The organism is Caproiciproducens lactatisolvens, assembly GCF_052443335.1.
Lineage (GTDB): Bacteria > Bacillota > Clostridia > Oscillospirales > Acutalibacteraceae > Caproiciproducens.
This window is the reverse complement of record NZ_CP195750.1, coordinates 2196639-2213679: the sequence shown is the minus strand read 5'-3', so window position 1 is coordinate 2213679 and position 17041 is coordinate 2196639. Positions and strand designations below refer to the sequence as shown.

At 52.0% G+C, this 17041-nt stretch carries 13 protein-coding genes; 9 read left to right on the top strand and 4 right to left on the bottom strand.

The window, feature by feature from the left end; genetic code table 11:
• Positions 1-135: 135 nt before the first annotated feature.
• Both ACRQV7_RS10840 and ACRQV7_RS10835 read right to left on the bottom strand, forming a co-directional pair.
• On the bottom strand, positions 136-1992 hold the full coding sequence (locus ACRQV7_RS10840; protein ID WP_444658144.1) for a heavy metal translocating P-type ATPase: 1857 nt from the start codon (positions 1990-1992) through the stop codon (positions 136-138).
• A 123-nt stretch (positions 1993-2115) separates the two neighbouring features.
• Entirely contained in the window at positions 2116-2391 is a 276-nt protein-coding gene (locus tag ACRQV7_RS10835; protein WP_444658142.1) for a metal-sensing transcriptional repressor, read from the bottom strand.
• A 454-nt stretch (positions 2392-2845) separates the two neighbouring features.
• On the opposite strand from ACRQV7_RS10835, the gene ACRQV7_RS10830 reads away from it, so the two are divergent.
• From ACRQV7_RS10830 to srtB, 4 genes are all read left to right on the top strand, one after another.
• Positions 2846-3067, top strand: a complete 222-nt coding sequence (locus ACRQV7_RS10830; RefSeq protein ID WP_444658141.1) for a hypothetical protein — start codon at positions 2846-2848, stop codon at positions 3065-3067.
• Between the two features lie 157 nt (positions 3068-3224).
• Complete coding sequence (locus ACRQV7_RS10825) at positions 3225-4601, top strand: PhoH family protein (RefSeq protein ID WP_444658140.1); 1377 nt, start codon at positions 3225-3227, stop codon at positions 4599-4601.
• A 182-nt stretch (positions 4602-4783) separates the two neighbouring features.
• The gene (locus tag ACRQV7_RS10820) at positions 4784-6511 is read left to right on the top strand and encodes a metallophosphoesterase (RefSeq protein ID WP_444658139.1); all 1728 of its coding nucleotides are present in this window, start codon (positions 4784-4786) and stop codon (positions 6509-6511) included.
• 143 nt (positions 6512-6654) lie between these two features.
• Positions 6655-8727: a class B sortase gene (gene srtB, locus ACRQV7_RS10815; protein ID WP_444658138.1), complete on the top strand. Its 2073-nt coding sequence runs from the start codon at positions 6655-6657 to the stop codon at positions 8725-8727.
• A 33-nt stretch (positions 8728-8760) separates the two neighbouring features.
• Here srtB and ACRQV7_RS10810 read toward each other — a convergent pair whose 3' ends face one another.
• The gene (locus tag ACRQV7_RS10810; protein WP_444658137.1) at positions 8761-9207 is read right to left on the bottom strand and encodes a DUF3888 domain-containing protein; all 447 of its coding nucleotides are present in this window, start codon (positions 9205-9207) and stop codon (positions 8761-8763) included.
• Between the two features lie 371 nt (positions 9208-9578).
• On the opposite strand from ACRQV7_RS10810, the gene ACRQV7_RS10805 reads away from it, so the two are divergent.
• Positions 9579-10808 (top strand): MFS transporter, encoded by a 1230-nt coding sequence (locus tag ACRQV7_RS10805; protein ID WP_444658136.1) that lies wholly within the window; start codon positions 9579-9581, stop codon positions 10806-10808.
• 104 nt (positions 10809-10912) lie between these two features.
• Here ACRQV7_RS10805 and ACRQV7_RS10800 read toward each other — a convergent pair whose 3' ends face one another.
• A complete protein-coding gene (locus ACRQV7_RS10800) occupies positions 10913-11149 on the bottom strand; it encodes a hypothetical protein (RefSeq protein WP_275713856.1) in 237 nt (78 codons plus the stop codon).
• Positions 11150-11307: 158 nt separating this feature from the next.
• Here ACRQV7_RS10800 and ACRQV7_RS10795 point away from each other — a divergent pair, with 158 nt between their 5' ends.
• From ACRQV7_RS10795 to kdpC, 4 genes are all read left to right on the top strand, one after another.
• On the top strand, positions 11308-12261 hold the full coding sequence (locus ACRQV7_RS10795) for a ketopantoate reductase family protein (protein WP_444658135.1): 954 nt from the start codon (positions 11308-11310) through the stop codon (positions 12259-12261).
• Positions 12262-12590: 329 nt separating this feature from the next.
• Positions 12591-14330, top strand: coding sequence for a potassium-transporting ATPase subunit KdpA (gene kdpA, locus ACRQV7_RS10790; RefSeq protein WP_444658134.1), 1740 nt, complete (start codon positions 12591-12593; stop codon positions 14328-14330).
• An 11-nt stretch (positions 14331-14341) separates the two neighbouring features.
• On the top strand, positions 14342-16411 hold the full coding sequence (gene kdpB, locus ACRQV7_RS10785; protein WP_444658133.1) for a potassium-transporting ATPase subunit KdpB: 2070 nt from the start codon (positions 14342-14344) through the stop codon (positions 16409-16411).
• Positions 16412-16425: 14 nt separating this feature from the next.
• Positions 16426-17031, top strand: coding sequence for a potassium-transporting ATPase subunit KdpC (gene kdpC / locus ACRQV7_RS10780; RefSeq protein ID WP_444658131.1), 606 nt, complete (start codon positions 16426-16428; stop codon positions 17029-17031).
• Positions 17032-17041 lie beyond the last annotated feature (10 nt).

Below are 17041 nucleotides of genomic sequence, written 5' to 3'. Positions count from 1 at the left end.
TGCGTTTTTGAGACTCAGGACAGGAAAAATTCGCATGTAAGAAAGCCCTCTCAGCCTTTGTCGGCTGAGAGGGCTTGAAGTTCTGAAAATATATTTAGCATTGTACCCGAAGTGCTCAAAACGGAGGTTGGCTCTTTATTCCGCTTTTCTCCATTTTAAAAGCAGGGAAGAATTGATAATAACGGCGACTGACCCGACATTGTGAACCAGGGCGCCGACCACCGGATTCAGAATGCCGGTGATGGCAAGGGCAATCGCAATGAAATTCAGCATCATGGAGGCAGTGAGATTTACTTTGATCGTCTGCATTGTCTTTTTCGCAAGCTGTAAAAGGTGAGGAATTTCCTTGATATCGTCGCCGACCAGCACGATATCCGCCGCGTCAATGGCAATGTCGCTGCCGATGCCGCCCATGGCGATCCCCACATGGGCGGTTTTCAGCGCCGGGGCGTCGTTGATGCCGTCTCCCACCATGCAGACCAGTTCGCCCTTTTCCTGATACGCATGGATCTCCTGCAGCTTCTTCTCCGGCAGGCAATCCGCCCGCACATCCTGAATGTCCGCGGCCTGGGCGATATGAAATGCAGCCGGCTTTGCGTCTCCGGTCAGCAGAACGGTTTGGACCCCGGTCCGGTGAATGGCCTCTACCGTCCGGGCGGCGTCAGGACGAAGGGTATCGGAGAGGGCGATCATACCAACGGCGTTTCCGTTTCGCGCAAGGGAAATTACGGTACAGCCGTCCGACTTTGCCTTTTCCTCCGCCCGCAGAAGCTCATCTGGAAGAATGATCCGGTATTCCGCCATCAGTGCTTCGTTTCCCGCAAGAATGTCCTGCCCGGCGTAACGGATGACTACGCCGCGCCCGGCCAGCATTTTGAATTCCTCCGGCTGCTCCGGCGGGGTTCCGTGCTTCTGCAGGTAGTCCGCGACGATTGCCCGGCCGAGCGGGTGCTCCGAGCGCAGCTCCGCGGCGGCCGCCAGTTCCAGAAGCGCCGTATCATTCAGCGCGGGGTCGATGCTATGTATCTGTGTAACCGCCGGCTTGCCGTAGGTCAGGGTTCCGGTTTTATCGAAGGCGATCCGCTGTACCTGCGACAGCCGTTCCAGGGCATCCCCCTCCCGGACAAGGATGCCGAACTTCGTCACATTTCCGATTCCGGCCATGATCGCGGTAGGGGTGGCGAGTACCAGCGCACAGGGGCAGAACACTACCAGAATGGTGACGGAACGGATGATCTCTCCGGTGGCAAACCAGGTGATGACAGCCGCCAGCAGTGCGGTCACGACGATCCAGGTGGCCCAGCGGTCGGCGATTCCGACAATTTTTGTTTTTCCGGCGTCGGCGGATTCTACCAGGCGGATCATGCGCTGCAGGGAGCTGTCCTCTCCGACCTTCTGCGCCGTCATGTCAAAGGTGCCGAACTGATTGACCGTCCCGCTGAACACCTCGTCACCCTCGCCCTTGTCTACCGGCAGGGATTCGCCCGTCATGACGGACTGATCGATGGAGGTCTGTCCTTTCAGAATCGTACCGTCCACGGCAATGGTTTCTCCGGCCAGGACGCGCAGGATATCTCCGATTTTCACCTGCTCCGCAGGGATATTCTCTTCCTTTCCGTCCCGAACGACTCGGGCGGAGGCGGGGGTCAGATGAACCAGATTCTCGATTCCCGCGCGGGCTTTGGCTACGGTCCGTTCTTCCAAATAGCCGCCGATCGCCATGATGAAAGCCACCTCGCCGGCCGCGAAGGTTTCCCCAATAAAAATGGATGCGATCAGGGCGATGGACACTAAAACATCCGCTTTAATATCAAACTTTGTAATCAGCCCGACAAGGGCTCCTTTCAGAATCGGGACGCCGCATAACAGGATTGCCACCCATGCCGCGTCGACCGGAAGATTGCCGATGTGAAAAAAACTGATGATCAGCGCGGGGGCGGAAAGGCAGAGAAAAAGTACGTCCCGTCTTTCCTTATCTTTTAACAGAGCCAAGCGAACACTCCTTTCTATACCTAAGGGGGTATAGGTTTATTATACCCGTAGGGGTATCGCCTGTCAATAAAAAAACAGCCGTTTTGTACAAACGGCTGTTTTTTTATTGTTTTTTCATGGCTTCTATGACATCCTTGAAAAATGCTCCACGGCCTTGGCGAAATCCGCGATGGTCTTTTCCGCGTCACCGTGCTCAATGCCCTCCCGTACGCAATGGTTCAGATGACCCTCCAGAACGACCTGCCCCACCTTATGCAGGGCGCTTTTTGCGGCGTTGATCTGGATCAGAACCTCTTCACAGGGGACGTCCTCATCCACCATTTTGTCGATGGCCCTGATTTGCCCCAAGATCTTGTTCAGCCGCCTGTGCAGATTATCGCAATCCATACATTTGCGCATAATCCCACCTCCTTTATACCCATAGGGGTATAGAAACACTATAGCATTTTTATCGCTTATCGTCAACCTGAAATGAAATTTGCGGGTCCGCCGATTCTGCCGGAGAAAAAACGGTCAGAATTAAAAAAGCCGCCCCATTTGGAGCGGTTCAGAAGAGAGGAGGGTAATGAAAAAGAATTTATGTCAAGCCCCGCAAGGGGCGATTGCTGTTTGTCTGCCACCTTTTTATGGTTCGGTATTCCGTCCATACCCATCAGTGTGACAGTTTTTATCTGATGTGTTTATTGTACCCGTTCTCTGTTAAGATAAAATGAACGTCCTGTCAAAGTTATGTTAATTTGGATACGTGAAGCTCCGGAGCTTCCAGCCATTGGCAGGGCTATCTTGATTTTTTAATGGGTTTATAACGCAATCTGAACATGTTTTGCCTATGATAGGAAATGAGGTGATAGCAATGACAGAGCGTTTGGATGTAATATGGAATGAAAAAAAACAGCGGGTCGACGAACCTGCGCTTGTCAGGAAAAACATACAGAGAATCCTGAACGAGTGGAAGACCTTAAAGAGGGTTCAGCTGCAGTCCGGCAAAACGGAGGATTATCCCGAAATTGCTTTCCTGAATAAAAAGATTCAGGAATTTGAAAAAGATTTACGGACTCTGCAGACAAATCCATGACGGCGCCCGTTCGCTTTTGCCCGAAAATATCTCTGACGGCAGGGCAAAAGCAAAGCACCACGGCATCACATAGAGATGTGTGGTGTTTTTTTATTAGTGAAACGTTTTCAGGTCTCAGGCTGCGCTCCCTATCAATTTTTATTTTGGAGGCATTCTAATGCAACAAAAAAACGGTAACAGAAAAAATTATGTGCTGGATACGAACGTTTTGCTGCACGATCCCGCGTGCATCCATAACTTTAAAGGGAATAACGTCATCCTTCCCATGGTTGTGCTGGAGGAAATCGACTCTCTGAAATCGAGAGACGGGCTGTGCGGCTGTCAGGCAAGGCAGGCCGTGCGGGAGCTTTCCCAAATGGTGGAGGGAAAGGCGCAGCAAAGCATCCAGGACGGAATCGAGCTTGAGAAAAATATCATCCTCAAAATTGAAATGAACGGCTATCATAATGTGACGGAAATAACCGATGAGCTGGATTTGAAAAAAAATGACAACAGAATTCTGCTTACCACGCTGAGCATCAAAAAAAGGGATTTGGAAATCCCCACCATCCTTGTGTCCAAGGACATCTGCATGAGGCTCAAGGCGCAGGCCTTCGGCATTGAGACCGAGGATTACGAAACCGACCGGATCGCGCTTGACGACCTGTATCGGGGTTATGCAACGGCAACGCTTTCCTCGGAAAATATTGACAAAATCTACGATTCCGGGCTGGCCTGCCCGAAAAAGCTCAAGCTTTTCCCGAACCAGTTTCTTTTGATTCATGCGAAGGATTCCCCGGCGCGTTCGGTTGTCGCCCGGTTTGACGGCGAAAAGCTGGTCCCGCTTCAGTTCGAAAACAGGACCGCGTGGGGACTTACGCCGCTGAACCTGGAACAGAAAATGGCCTTTGAGCTGATGATGGACGACAGCGTTAAATTTGTCTCCCTGACGGGCGGCGCGGGTTCGGGAAAAACGATTCTCGCCACCGCTGTGGCGCTGGAAAAAGTCATTGAGCAGCATGCGTACCGCAAAATCGTGTTTGTCCGCCCGGTGGTGCCGGCGGGGGACGACATCGGATTTTTGCCGGGAAATGAGGAGGAAAAGCTCCGGCCCTGGATGGGCAGCTTCTATGACGCCTTTGAAAACCTGATGTACTGCGGCCGCAACCGCAAGCCCAGAAAAAACTGTATGGAGGACAACACCTCTGTCGACGCGATTATCGAAAACCTCAAGTGTGCGGGTACGATCGATATGAAGACCTTTACCTATATGAGGGGAAGGACGCTGACAGACGCGTTTGTCATTGTGGATGAGGCGCAGGAAACGACGCCCCATATCGCCAAGCTGATGATGACACGGGCCGGGCAGAATTCCAAGTTCGTCTTTATCGGTGACCCGACGGATAATCAGATCGACAACGCGCTGGTCGACTCGCGGTCCAACGGACTGGTTTATCTGGTTGAAAGATTAAAAGGATCCGCGCTGACAGGCCATGTGACGCTGAGCCAGGTGGAACGCAGCCCGCTCGCGCACCTTGCTGAAAACGCGCTCTGATTTCAGGCGGCAAAGGTCCGGTCGCGGCTTTTCGACAGGATATTCTAAAGCAGAACTCCTTTGTAAATTCGGATTTAAACTTTATTTAAGCTTCTGTGAATTCATTGAAATCGCCTGATTGAGTTCGTATACTGAAACCAATGACGATGTCAAATTTAACCAACGAATTTAAGGAGGGCAACATGAGACAAACTTCCAGAATGATTTTATGCGGTGTTTTGGCGGCCGGGTTGGTGATTTCTTCCTCTGCAGGCGCTTTTGCCGCAACGGAACACTTCTCCGACGCAACCACCGACCAGTCGTGGTCCGGCTGGACACAGCAGTGGGAAACGTCTGTCAGCACCAATTACGAGCAGGTTTCCCTGACCCCCGGAAGAAACCAGAGCGAGCTGAATTTCGGCTGGTACTCCAAGGCGAGCGCCACGGCGACTCCGGCTGTCAAGCTTGCCACAAAGGAAGATATGAGCGACGCCAAAAGCTTTCAGGGCACGGCGGGCTCCGCGATTGACGGCTACCGCAGCAACAAGGTGACCGTCACCGGCCTGAAGGAAAACACCGCGTATTATTATACCTATCTGACGAACGGGGTGGAGAGCAAACCGGCGAAGTATGCCACAAAAAGCTTTTCCAGCTTTAAAATGCTGTTCTTCGGCGATCCCCAGATCGGCGCTTCAAAAGGGCAGACGGTTTCTACCGGCGACAAGCTCGAAAACACCTCCAGCCTGAACACTGCCGCCAGAAACGACGCCTTTAACTGGAACACCACGCTGAATGTCGCGTTAAAAGCCAATCCGGACACCAGCTTTGCCCTCTCCGCGGGTGATCAGATCAACAAAAACGTGAACGGAATCGACCCCGGCAACGAGATCGAATACGCCGGCTATCTGTCTCCGGCCGCGCTGAAGTCGCTGCCTGTCTCCACAACGATCGGCAACCACGACGCCACCAACAAGAGCTATGCCTTCCATTTCAACAACCCGAACGCCTTCACCGCGGAAACAAGCCCCTCCGCAGCCGGCAACGGTTACTACTACACCTATGGGAATGCGCTGTTTGTCGTGCTGAACACCAACAACTACAACTGTGCGGACCATGAAGCGCTGCTGAAAAAAGCGACGCAGGAAAACCCCAACACCCGCTGGAGAATCGTCATGTTCCATCAGGACATCTACGGCAGCGGCGCCGACCACTCCGAGTCGGACGGAATGGTCCTCAGGACCCAGCTCACTCCCATTCTGGACAAATATGACGTGGATGTGGTTCTTCAGGGCCATGACCACAGCTATTCCAGAAGCTACCTGCTCCAGGGCGACGGCAAGGTTCACGCTGCCTATGACGCCAATAAAACGAGCACCGGAGAATTTGACTGGGACAACGTGATCGACAAGGCCACCGGAAAGGTGTATCCGTACTATCCGAAAGCGGACGATGCCGCCGGTAAAGCCGCCAACGCCGCTTTCATTCAGGGAAATAACTGCTATACGATCAACAATAACAAATCCGCCAAGGTGGTGAACCCCCAGGGCACCCTGTATATGACCGCCAATTCCGCCACGGGCAGTAAATTTTATGAGCTGATTTCCCAGCAGCAGAACTTCGTCGCTTACAGAAACCAGAACTGGAAGCCGAGCTATTCCGTCATTTCCATCAGCGACAAGGATTTCAGCATTTCCACTTACAGCATTGTGGACGGAAATACAAGCCAGATCGATTCCACCTTTACAATCGAGAAAACCGTCAACAGAACGCCGGTCGCACTTAGCGCTCCAAACACAAAAGGTCAGACACCGGTAACCGGCGACACAAACGATCTGACCGGAATGATCGTGCTTGCGGCTCTTGCCCTTCTCGGCCTCGTAACGGCAGTCGTCGCCGCCGCAAAAGACAAACGGGTCAAGGCTGTCAAATAATCGAAATAACGATGAACTGAACTGTTTCACGGGAGGCGTAAGCGCAGGCTTTCGCCTCCCTGCCTGTCGGTGCCGAAATGCCGCCGGTAAAAAAACCGGCCCGAGGCACGGCTGAAAACTATAAAATCAGGGGATTGAAGGATATGCTGAAAAAACTGTTTGCAGATAAGAAGGCGAACGTACGCAGGGCGGTGATTGCCGTACTGGCGGTAGGATTCCTCATTTTCGTCTACTTTATCAATCAGGTGCAGAAGCCGGAGCTTGTCACTACGGTGGGCCGCACCTTTGAGCGGGCCAAAGTGGTCGAGGTGGTGAAAGACAATCTGCAGGAGGACGGCCGGCGCTACGGCGAGCAGACCGTGCGGCTTCTGATGCTCAGCGGCCGGCAGAAGGGTCAGACCGTGGAGGCCACCAGCTCGGCGGGATATCTGTTCGGCGCCGGCTGCACCCCCGGCATGGAGGTCATCACAATCCAGAGCGTTTCCGGCGATATTTCCGTTACCTCCGTCTACAGCGCCAATCGCGAGCCGGTTGTTTATGCCTTCGTGCTGCTGTTCTTCCTGATTCTCTGCGTCATCGGCGGAAAGCAGGGGATCAAAGCGTCCATCGGGCTTATCTTTACTTTGGCCTGCATCATTCTGCTCTATATTCCTCTGATTTTCCGCGGATTTTCCCCCTTCTGGGCGGCCGTGCTGGTGGCAATTGTCACGACGCTCGTCACCATGTACCTGATCGGCGGGCCTTCGAAAAAAACGGCCTGCGCCATTATCGGTTCCGTTTCCGGTGTTATCATCGCGGGCGTGGCTGCCACCGGATTCGGCTTTTTTGCGGGAATATCCGGCAACAATGTATCGGATATTGAAAATTTACTGTTCCTGGGGGAAAATACAAAAATTCAGGTCAGCGGCCTGCTGTTTTCCGGCCTGCTAATCGCCTCCCTCGGCGCCGTGATGGATGTGGCGATTTCCGTCGCCTCCACCATCAATGAAATCCAGGAAAAGAACCCCAGCCTCAGCCGGATGGAGCTTTTCCGTTCCGGTATCAGCGTTGGGCGCGACATGATGGGCACCATGTCCAATACGCTGATTCTTGCCTTCGCGGGCGGTTCCGTCAGCGTGCTGGTGACAAACTACGTTTATAATCTTCCTTATGTGCAGATCATCAATTCTTACGGAATCGGCATTGAAATCATGCAGGCGTTTTCCGGCAGCATGGGCGTCGTTCTGACAGTCCCCATCGTGGCCGCGGTTTCCGCTTTCTCCATGGGCGCCGCCCATACCGGTGCCATCCCGGCGGTGGAAGAGGGCTCCGACGGCCCTTTGACGGAGGCGGAACCTCTCGCCGCGCCGACGGGGGAAGAAGCTTTGCAGGTGACGGAAACCCCTGCGCTTTCTGAAAATCTGGCAGCTTTTCGGGAGCTCTTTCTTCTTGTAAAACAGAAAACGGCCCCCGTTATCCGCGGTTACTGGAAACCGGCGGTTGCCGTGATCTGTCTGCTGATTCTGGTGTTTTGCGGGTCGCGGTTTTACGCCGTTTACAGCGAGTATGAAAACGGCAGAAAAGAATATGAAAAGGCGGCTCAGACCATGTCCGAACCGTCCCCGCCGTCCTCTTCCGCCGCCGCACGGCAGAGTGGGGCGCCGGTGACTCTCGCGGCGGGCGGTTTTGCCTTTGATTACCAAAAGCTGACCGCGCAGAACAGCGACGCCGTCGGCTGGCTGCGTTTGCCGGAGACAAATCTAAGCTACCCCGTTGTGCAGGGGAAAGACAATACTTATTATTTAAACCATACCTTTTATAAAAACAGCAGCAGCATAGGGGCGATTTTTCTGGATTCCCGGATTGAAAACGGCCCCGGCGTAAAAAATTCGATTGTGTACGGGCACAATATGCGCAGCGGCGCCATGTTTGCCGCGCTTTGCAGCTTTCGCGACAAGAGCTATTATCAGCGGCATCCGGACATTGAATTCTACAGTAAAGCAGGAAAGGCCGACTGTAAAATCTTTTCTGTTCATGAAGCGAAGCCGGACAGCGAGACCTACACGTATTCCTTTGCCGACCAAAGCTCCTACGGCAGCTACCTGAAAAAAATGAAGAAGCTTTCTCTGTATGATACCGGCGTGGAAACGGACGCTGAAAGCCGCATCCTGACACTTTCCACCTGTGTGAACGATGCGCGCGACATGCGCTTTGTGGTGCACGCCGTCATCCTTTAAAAGATACGGACTGTGTATCATTTTCTGTTCCCGTTATTCCGTTTGGGGCGGCCATTCGATTACATTCTGCTTCAGCCAATCCGGAACATCATAGCTTTCTACATGCTTGAATTCTTTTGTAGCAATGCTATTAGTCGTTACATTCATGGTAACAATGTCTTTTCCAATAGAATTATGAGCGCCCAAATAGGGGAATATCTGTAATGTAACATCGTATCCGGAAGGAACCCGGTTAATATCCAGAATATCCATAGATACAGGGTCAATATTGGGAGGAAAGTTAAAATAGGGTTTATAGAAACGCTCAACGTCTTTTCCTATTTCGGGAAATAAGAGAAATTCAATAACGGCATCCTGATCATCAGTGCCGCTATTCGCCTGAATGGACGTATTTTTTGAATTTACTTTTAATAGGAAAATAAAAAAACTGCCAAGCAGGAGGATCACGGCCAATAACAAAACAATCGATTTCTTTTTCATGCTATCACCCCTGACAGAGTATATGCTTTCACTGTCAAGTCTAAGTCATTCCTTGGATGATCGGCATAATACCCGGTTCAGGAAGAGTTTTATAGAGGCTGATAACCATTTAAGGCACCCTTTTCCAGGGTGCCTTTTTATCTGTTTTGCCCATTGAGAGCATCTGAGAATGATTGTTTGAGAAGAACGCCGTTATACTGGAAGAAACCGGTTGAATAAGATGAAAAATAAAAGTATAATAAAGAAGAAATATGCGGCCAATTCAAAATGCGTTGAAGCGTCTTGCAGGCGGAATTTATCAGTAATCATAAAACCAGTATCGCACATCCGGAGGGGAGATAAAGAACATCGACATCAATCTGAAATATACCATGAAGTATTCGGCCGCTCACAGCTTTTATTGGTCGATTGTTTGCAGCAGTCTCGGCTTTGCATCCATATTTTTATTATCCAAGCATTTCAGCAACAGCCAGATCGGCCTGGTGCTTGCGCTGGCTAATATTTTTGCGGTACTGCTGCAGCCCGCGGTGGCGGCGTTTGCCGACAGGACCAGAAAAATATCGATGAAAAATTTAATTGTCGTCCTGACAGGAGCGGCGGGAGCGCTTGCGGCAGCCCGGTCCTTTCCGTCGGAGAGCTTTTTTATACTTGCGGTTCTGCTCACGCTTGAATCCGCCATTTTGTATACGCTGCAGCCGCTGGTCAATTCCCTTGGGATGCAGTTCATTAATAAAGGGGTCGGAATCAATTTCGGCCTTGCCAGAGGAATGGGTTCTATTTCCTACGCGGTATTATCCGTTTTGCTGGGAATCCTTGTGGACGGCTTCGGTACCGGCCTTCTGCCGGTTATTTCCACGGGCCTTTATATCGCGCTGGGAATCGTAGTTTATACATTTACGAAGCGGCAGTCCACTGATGCCGAAAGCGATACGGATTATCCGGAAAACATGGAAATGACAAGAGAACCGAAAAACACCGATACGAATCATCTGCTTTCCTTTTTTATACATAATAAAAAATTTGCCGCGCTGATGATCGCCGTATCCCTTACGTTTTGTTCGCATACCATGATCAATAATTACCTGATACAAATTACCGAAAATGTGGGCGGCACTGCAAAGAATATGGGAATCGCCACCGGAATCGCGGCGGCGATAGAATTGCCCGCCATGATTTTATTCGGCTTTTTGGTAAAAAAGATTCGATGCAGTTCCATTCTGAAATTTTCCCTCGTTTTCTTTACCGTGAAAGCGGCGCTCACGATGTTGGCAACCAATGTATGGATGCTGTATGTGGCACAGATCTTTCAGTTCAGTTCCTATGCGCTGTTTATTCCTGCTTCCGTCTATTATGTAAATGAAATCATCTGTAAAGAGGACCTGGCAAAAGGGCAGGCTTTTATGACAAGCGCGATCACGCTTGGCGGCGTAGCCGCAAGTCTTCTCGGCGGATTGCTGCTGGATCTTTCCGGCGTGCGGGGAATGATTTTTGTGGGATTGATTGCTACGGCGCTGGGCCTGATCATAGGACTTTATGGTATTGAAAAAGTAGAAGTGAAAGGATGCAAATCAGAAGAAGCATCTTCATCCTCTGTATCATAATATTTCAATTCAGGCGGCTCTTCCAACTTTACAAAAGCCCATAACCTTTTCTGGGCATAAAAAAGCGGAAATGGCTTTCTGACCATTACCGTTTGTCTTGTGTTTTACCCGGCCCTTTTTATCATTTCTAAAATTTCTTCAGGGCTTTTGCCCGATTTAGAAATGAATTTTTGCAGTTCCTCCAGCTTTTTTTGTTTCTGCTGATTTAAAATAGTTTCTTTTCGTTTATTGAATCCTTCGATTTTTTTATCGATTTTTATTTTTCTGGATTCCAGTTTCGCGATTTCTTCATCCAGAATTTGAAGTCTTTCTTCCTCTGTTTTCTGTGTTCCGCGGGACATAACGATCAGCTCCTTGATTTTAATTATTTCCTTGAATTAACTATATTCAATGATAAGCAGGTTTATACATTTCAGAAAGTCCGTTCATTGAAAGAAAATCGCTGAAACAACTATTTTCGAAAAAACGGTGATCAGCTGAAAAGAGGGAACTTCCATTTATGAAAATTTTAGTTTATGGCGCCGGGGTCATCGGCAGTTATTTAGCCCATGTGCTCTGCACGGCGGGACATGACGTTTCCCTGCTGGCCAGGAGGAAACGCAAAGAGGAACTGCAGCAAAAAGGACTGGAAATTCACCATTACCTTCAGCATAAAATTACAGTCGATCATCCTCAAATCGTAGGGCGGCTGAAACCGGAAGAACATTATAACGCCGTCTTCGCCGTAATGCAGTACCAGCAAATGTGGACAATATTGAACGATCTGGCCGCCTGCGACAGTCCTCTGGTGATGCTGGTGGGCAACAATCCTTCTGCGGCTCAGATGGAACGGTACATACAGCAGCATAGTCCCGCACCAAAGACCGTCCTTTTCGGATTCCAGGCGACCGGGGGCCGGCGGGAAAACGGCGCAGTCATCTGCGTCCGTCCGGGTGTCGGGGGATTGGAATGCGGCGCCCTGCACAGCGAGCCGGATGAAACGGATAAAGCCAGACTGGCTAAAATCTTTGCCGGAACAAAATATCAGCCGTCGTATTCCTCCGATATGGACGCCTGGTATCAGTGCCATCTGGCCATGATTCTGCCCGTCGGGTATGTGTGCTATGCCAATGGATGCAACCTGAAAAAGGCTTCCGCAGCTCAGCGGCGGCAGATGGTGACGGCTGTCCGGGAGGGCTACGGTCTGCTTCAGGCTCTGGGGTATCCCGTTCTGCCGGAGGGCTGTGAGAAGTATCTCGGGAAAGGTCTCCGGCGATGCTTTTTGTCTGTCTTGCTCTGGATAATGGCCAAAACCGGCATCGGCCGTCTGGCCGCCAGCGATCACTGCCGTTGTGCCTTAACGGAAATGCAGGCGCTCGACAAGGCATTTCGTGCCATGCGGACCCGAAAGCCGGATTTTCCCATGCCGGTGTGGAGCGAACTGGAGCGGCATATGCCTTCAAAAAATCAATAATACTTCAAATAGATAAAGAACCTCCTTTTACCTTCATGCGGTTGAAAAAACCGCACTGATTTCGGCAAAGGGAGGTTCTTTTTTGAACAGATACATGTTCTGACACGATTTAGGAAAGCTGATGGTACAGCCTTCGGATATCTCAAATTCATCTTTTCGCAATCTTTATATGATTGGTCAAATCCTAACGGCACCCTTACCATCCCAATGCTATACTGTCAAAAGAAACGGAGGGATATCATTTTGCAGGTTATTGTTGGAATAACGGGATTCATTTGTGCGGCACTATTGATTTATCTGGTTACTATTCTGTTTAGGAGCGATAAAGTATGAATGGAGAAATACTGCAGGCGGTGCTTTGCCTTGTCCTTCTGGTTGTTCTGGCCATCCCGCTTGGCGGCTATATTGGAAAGGTAATGAACGGCGAAAAAGTCTTTTTGTCCCGGATGATGCAACCGGTGGAGGGCTTTTTCTACAAAACGCTGAATATCGACTGGGACGAGCAGATGGGGTGGAAAAAATACGCCGGAGCAGCCCTCATTTTCAATCTGTTCGGGTTTCTGGCGGTATTCTTACTGAATCTTTTACAGGGCCTTTTCCCGCTGAACCCGCAGCATTTTGGAGCGGTCCCATGGGATTTGGCATTTAACAATGCCGTCAGCTTTGTTACCAACACAAACTGGCAGGCTTATTCCGGGGAAAGCTCCATGAGCTATTTCACGCAGATGCTCGGTTACACGGTGCAGAACTTTTTATCCGCCGCGACGGGAATCGCCGTTCTGTTCGCCTTGATCCGCGGCTTTGTGAAGGTGCAGGAAACCGGGCTCGGAAGCTTCTGGACGGATCTTACGAGAAGCGTTCTGTATATTTTGCTTCCGCTTTCTCTGGTCGTATCCGTTGCGCTGGTGTCACAGGGCGTCGTTCAGAATTTCAACAGCTATGACCAAGTCGACCTTGTGCAGCCGATTACCCTTGCGGACGGTACCGTCATTACCAGTGAGGTGGTGCCGCAGGGTCCAGCGGCAAGCCAGATCGCCATTAAGCAGCTGGGGACAAACGGCGGCGGCTTTTTTGGTGTGAATTCAGCGCATCCGCTTGAAAACCCGACGGCGGCATCGAATCTGATTGAATTGATTTCCATCCTGCTGATTCCCGCGGCGCTGTGCTTTACATTCGGACGAAATGTGCAGGATAAGCGGCAGGGGACGGCTCTGTTTCTGGCAATGTTTCTTGTCCTGTCCGTCTGCCTGGGCGTCGTTCTTTTCAATGAAATGCAGGCGACGCCTCAGCTTGCCCAAAACGGAGCGGTGAACACCTCCTTTGCCGGTCAGTCGGGCGGCAATATGGAAGGGAAAGAAACGCGTCTCGGCATTGCCGCTTCCGGCACATGGTCGGTCTTTACCACGGCTGCCTCAAACGGCTCCGTCAACGCCATGCACGACAGCTTTACGCCGATCGGCGGGCTGGTTCCCATGCTGCTGATTCAGCTTGGAGAAGTGATTTTCGGCGGCGTCGGCTCCGGCCTGTACGGGATGCTCGGATTTGCGATCTTCACCGTATTCATCGCCGGTCTGATGGTCGGCAGAACGCCGGAGTATCTGGGGAAAAAAGTGGAACCGTATGAAATGAAAATGGCGGTTCTGCTCTGCCTTGCGACGCCGGTGGCCATTCTGGTCGGCAGCGGGGTGGCCTGTATGGTCCCCGGTATTTCATCTACGCTGACCAACACGGGGGCGCACGGATTCTCGGAGATTCTGTATAATTTTACGTCGGCGGGCGGAAACAACGGCTCCGCTTTCGCGGGAATGGCTTCGAATACGCTGTTTATGAATCTTTCCACCGGAATCGTCATGCTTTTTGCCCGGTATGTCCCGTTGGTGGCCGCGCTCGCCATGGCCGGCTCTCTGGCGCAGAAAAAGAAAGTCGCGGTTGGCGCGGGCACTCTGCCCACCCATGACGCCATGTTTGTGGGACTGCTGATTTTTGTCATTCTTCTGATTGGCGCACTCAGCTTTTTCCCGGCTCTGGCGCTTGGGCCGGTGGCCGATTTTTATCAGATGGTTGGCTAAGGAGGTGCCGTATGAATACAAAACAAAAAAATGCTTTTGCTGATAAGAAAATGGTCGGCCGGGCCATTCAGGATTCCTTTGCAAAATGCAATCCCAAAATACAGGTGCAGAACCCGGTTATGTTTATTGTCTATGTCGCGGCGGTCCTGACAACGGCTCTTTACTTTGCCTCGCTGTTTGGGTTGAAGGACGCGCGGCCGGGCTTTATTCTGGCGATTGCAATCATCCTTTGGTTTACCGTGCTGTTCGCAAATTTTGCGGAAGCCGTTGCGGAAAGCCGCGGAAAGGCGCAGGCGGATTCGCTGCGCGCCGCGAAAAAGGACGTTCCGGCCAGTAAGATTCCGTCGCCGGAGCAAAGGGACCAAATTGAAAAAGTTTCTTCGTCTGAGCTGGTCAAGGACGATATCGTGATTGTGAAGGCCGGGGAGCAGATTCCCGCGGACGGCGAGGTCATCGACGGCGCGGCCTCGGTGGATGAAAGCGCGATCACCGGCGAATCCGCCCCGGTCATCCGGGAAAGCGGCGGCGACCGCAGCGCGGTGACGGGGGGAACCACCGTTATTTCCGACTGGCTGGTCGTCCGCGTTACCAGCGAGGCGGGGGAAAGCTTTCTGGACAAGATGATTGCCATGGTGGAAGGCGCTTCCCGCAAAAAAACGCCGAATGAGATCGCGCTTCAGATTCTGCTGGTCGCTTTAACGATTATTTTCCTGTTGGTCACGGCGGCGCTGTACCCCTATTCGGCGTTTGCCGCCGGGCAGGCGGGAATCCGGAACCCAAGCTCCATCACCGCGCTGATTGCGCTTCTGGTATGCCTTGCCCCGACCACGATCGGCGCGCTGCTTTCCTCCATCGGCATTGCGGGCATGAGCCGCCTGAATCAGGCCAATGTGCTTGCCATGAGCGGCAGGGCGATTGAAGCCGCTGGAGACGTGGATATCCTGATGCTGGATAAAACCGGCACCATCACGCTGGGAAACCGCCAGGCCGCGGAATTTATCCCCGTAGACGGGGTGGAGATCAGGGAACTGGCCGATGCCGCGCAGCTGTCCTCTCTGGCCGATGAAACGCCGGAGGGCAGAAGCGTTGTCGTTCTCGCGAAAAAGGAATTCGGCATCCGCGGGCATGAATTCGGCGGCCAGTCCCCCAAGTTTGTCCCGTTCACCGCGAAAACAAGGATGAGCGGCGTGAATCTTCCGGGCATGGAAATCCGCAAAGGCGCGGCGGACGCGGTAAAGGAGTATGTGCAGGCCCAGAACGGCATCTACTCCAAAGAATGTGAGGAAGCGGTTAAAAAGATTGCCAACAGCGGGGGAACGCCGCTGGTTGTTGCCAAAAACGGCAAAATCATGGGGGTCATCCATCTGAAGGATATCATCAAAAGCGGTGTAAAGGAAAAATTTGCCGACCTGAGAAAGATGGGAATCAAAACGATCATGATTACCGGCGACAATCCCATGACCGCGGCGGCTATTGCCGCGGAGGCAGGGGTGGACGACTTCCTGGCGGAGGCGACGCCGGAAGGCAAGCTGCAGATGATCCGGGATTTTCAGAAGCAGGGGCATCTGGTCGCCATGACGGGCGACGGTACGAACGACGCCCCCGCGCTCGCTCAGGCGGACGTGGCGGTGGCCATGAACACCGGGACACAGGCGGCGAAGGAAGCGGGCAATATGGTTGACCTGGATTCCTCGCCGACGAAGCTGATCGACATTGTCCGCATCGGAAAACAGCTCTTAATGACCAGAGGCTCGCTGACGACCTTCAGCATCGCAAATGACGTGGCGAAGTACTTCGCCATTATTCCCGCCATGTTCATGACCCTGTACCCCAGTCTTGCGGCGCTGAATATCATGGGGCTTCACAGCGCCGACACAGCGATTCTGTCCGCGATTATTTACAACGCGCTGATTATTGTGGCTCTGATCCCGCTTGCGCTGAAGGGCGTGAAATACCGCGAGGTCCCCGCCAAAAAGCTGCTTTCCCGGAACCTTTTCCTCTATGGGCTGGGCGGTCTTGCGGCGCCGTTTGTTTTTGTCAAGCTCATTGATGTTTTACTGGCCCTGTTCGGCGTTTCTTAAGGAGGAATCTTTTCATGAAACTGATAAAATCCGTTTGGTCAAAGGCACTTGTCGCGTTGTTGCTTTTTACCCTGCTGTGCGGGCTGCTTTATCCGCTGGCCGTTACAGGAATTTCGCAACTCCTGTTCCATAATCAGGCAAATGGCAGTATAATTGAAATTGACGGAAAGAAATATGGCAGCGCGCTTCTGGCGCAGCAGTTTACGGGCGACGGTTATCTTTGGGGACGGATCATGAATCTGGACACAAAGACGTACACCGATTCCAATGGAAAAACAATGCTGTACGCTTCGCCGTCAAATCTGAGCCCGGCCAGCGACCGGTATAAAGAGTTGGTAAAAGAACGGGTGGAGAAAATCCGGGCCGCGCATCCGGAAAAAAGGGACACCCTTATTCCGGAGGACGTTGTCACCTGCTCCGGCAGCGGGCTCGACCCCGATATTTCCCCCGCGGCGGCGGAGTATCAGGTGGAGCGGATCGCCAAAGCGAGAAATATGCCGGTGCAGCAGGTCCGCGACATTGTCGCCAAATATACGAACGGAAAATTTCTGAAAGTGTTTGGGGAAGATACGGTCAATGTCCTGAAGGTCAACCTGGCGCTTGACGGTATTTTAAAATAAAACGAGGTGG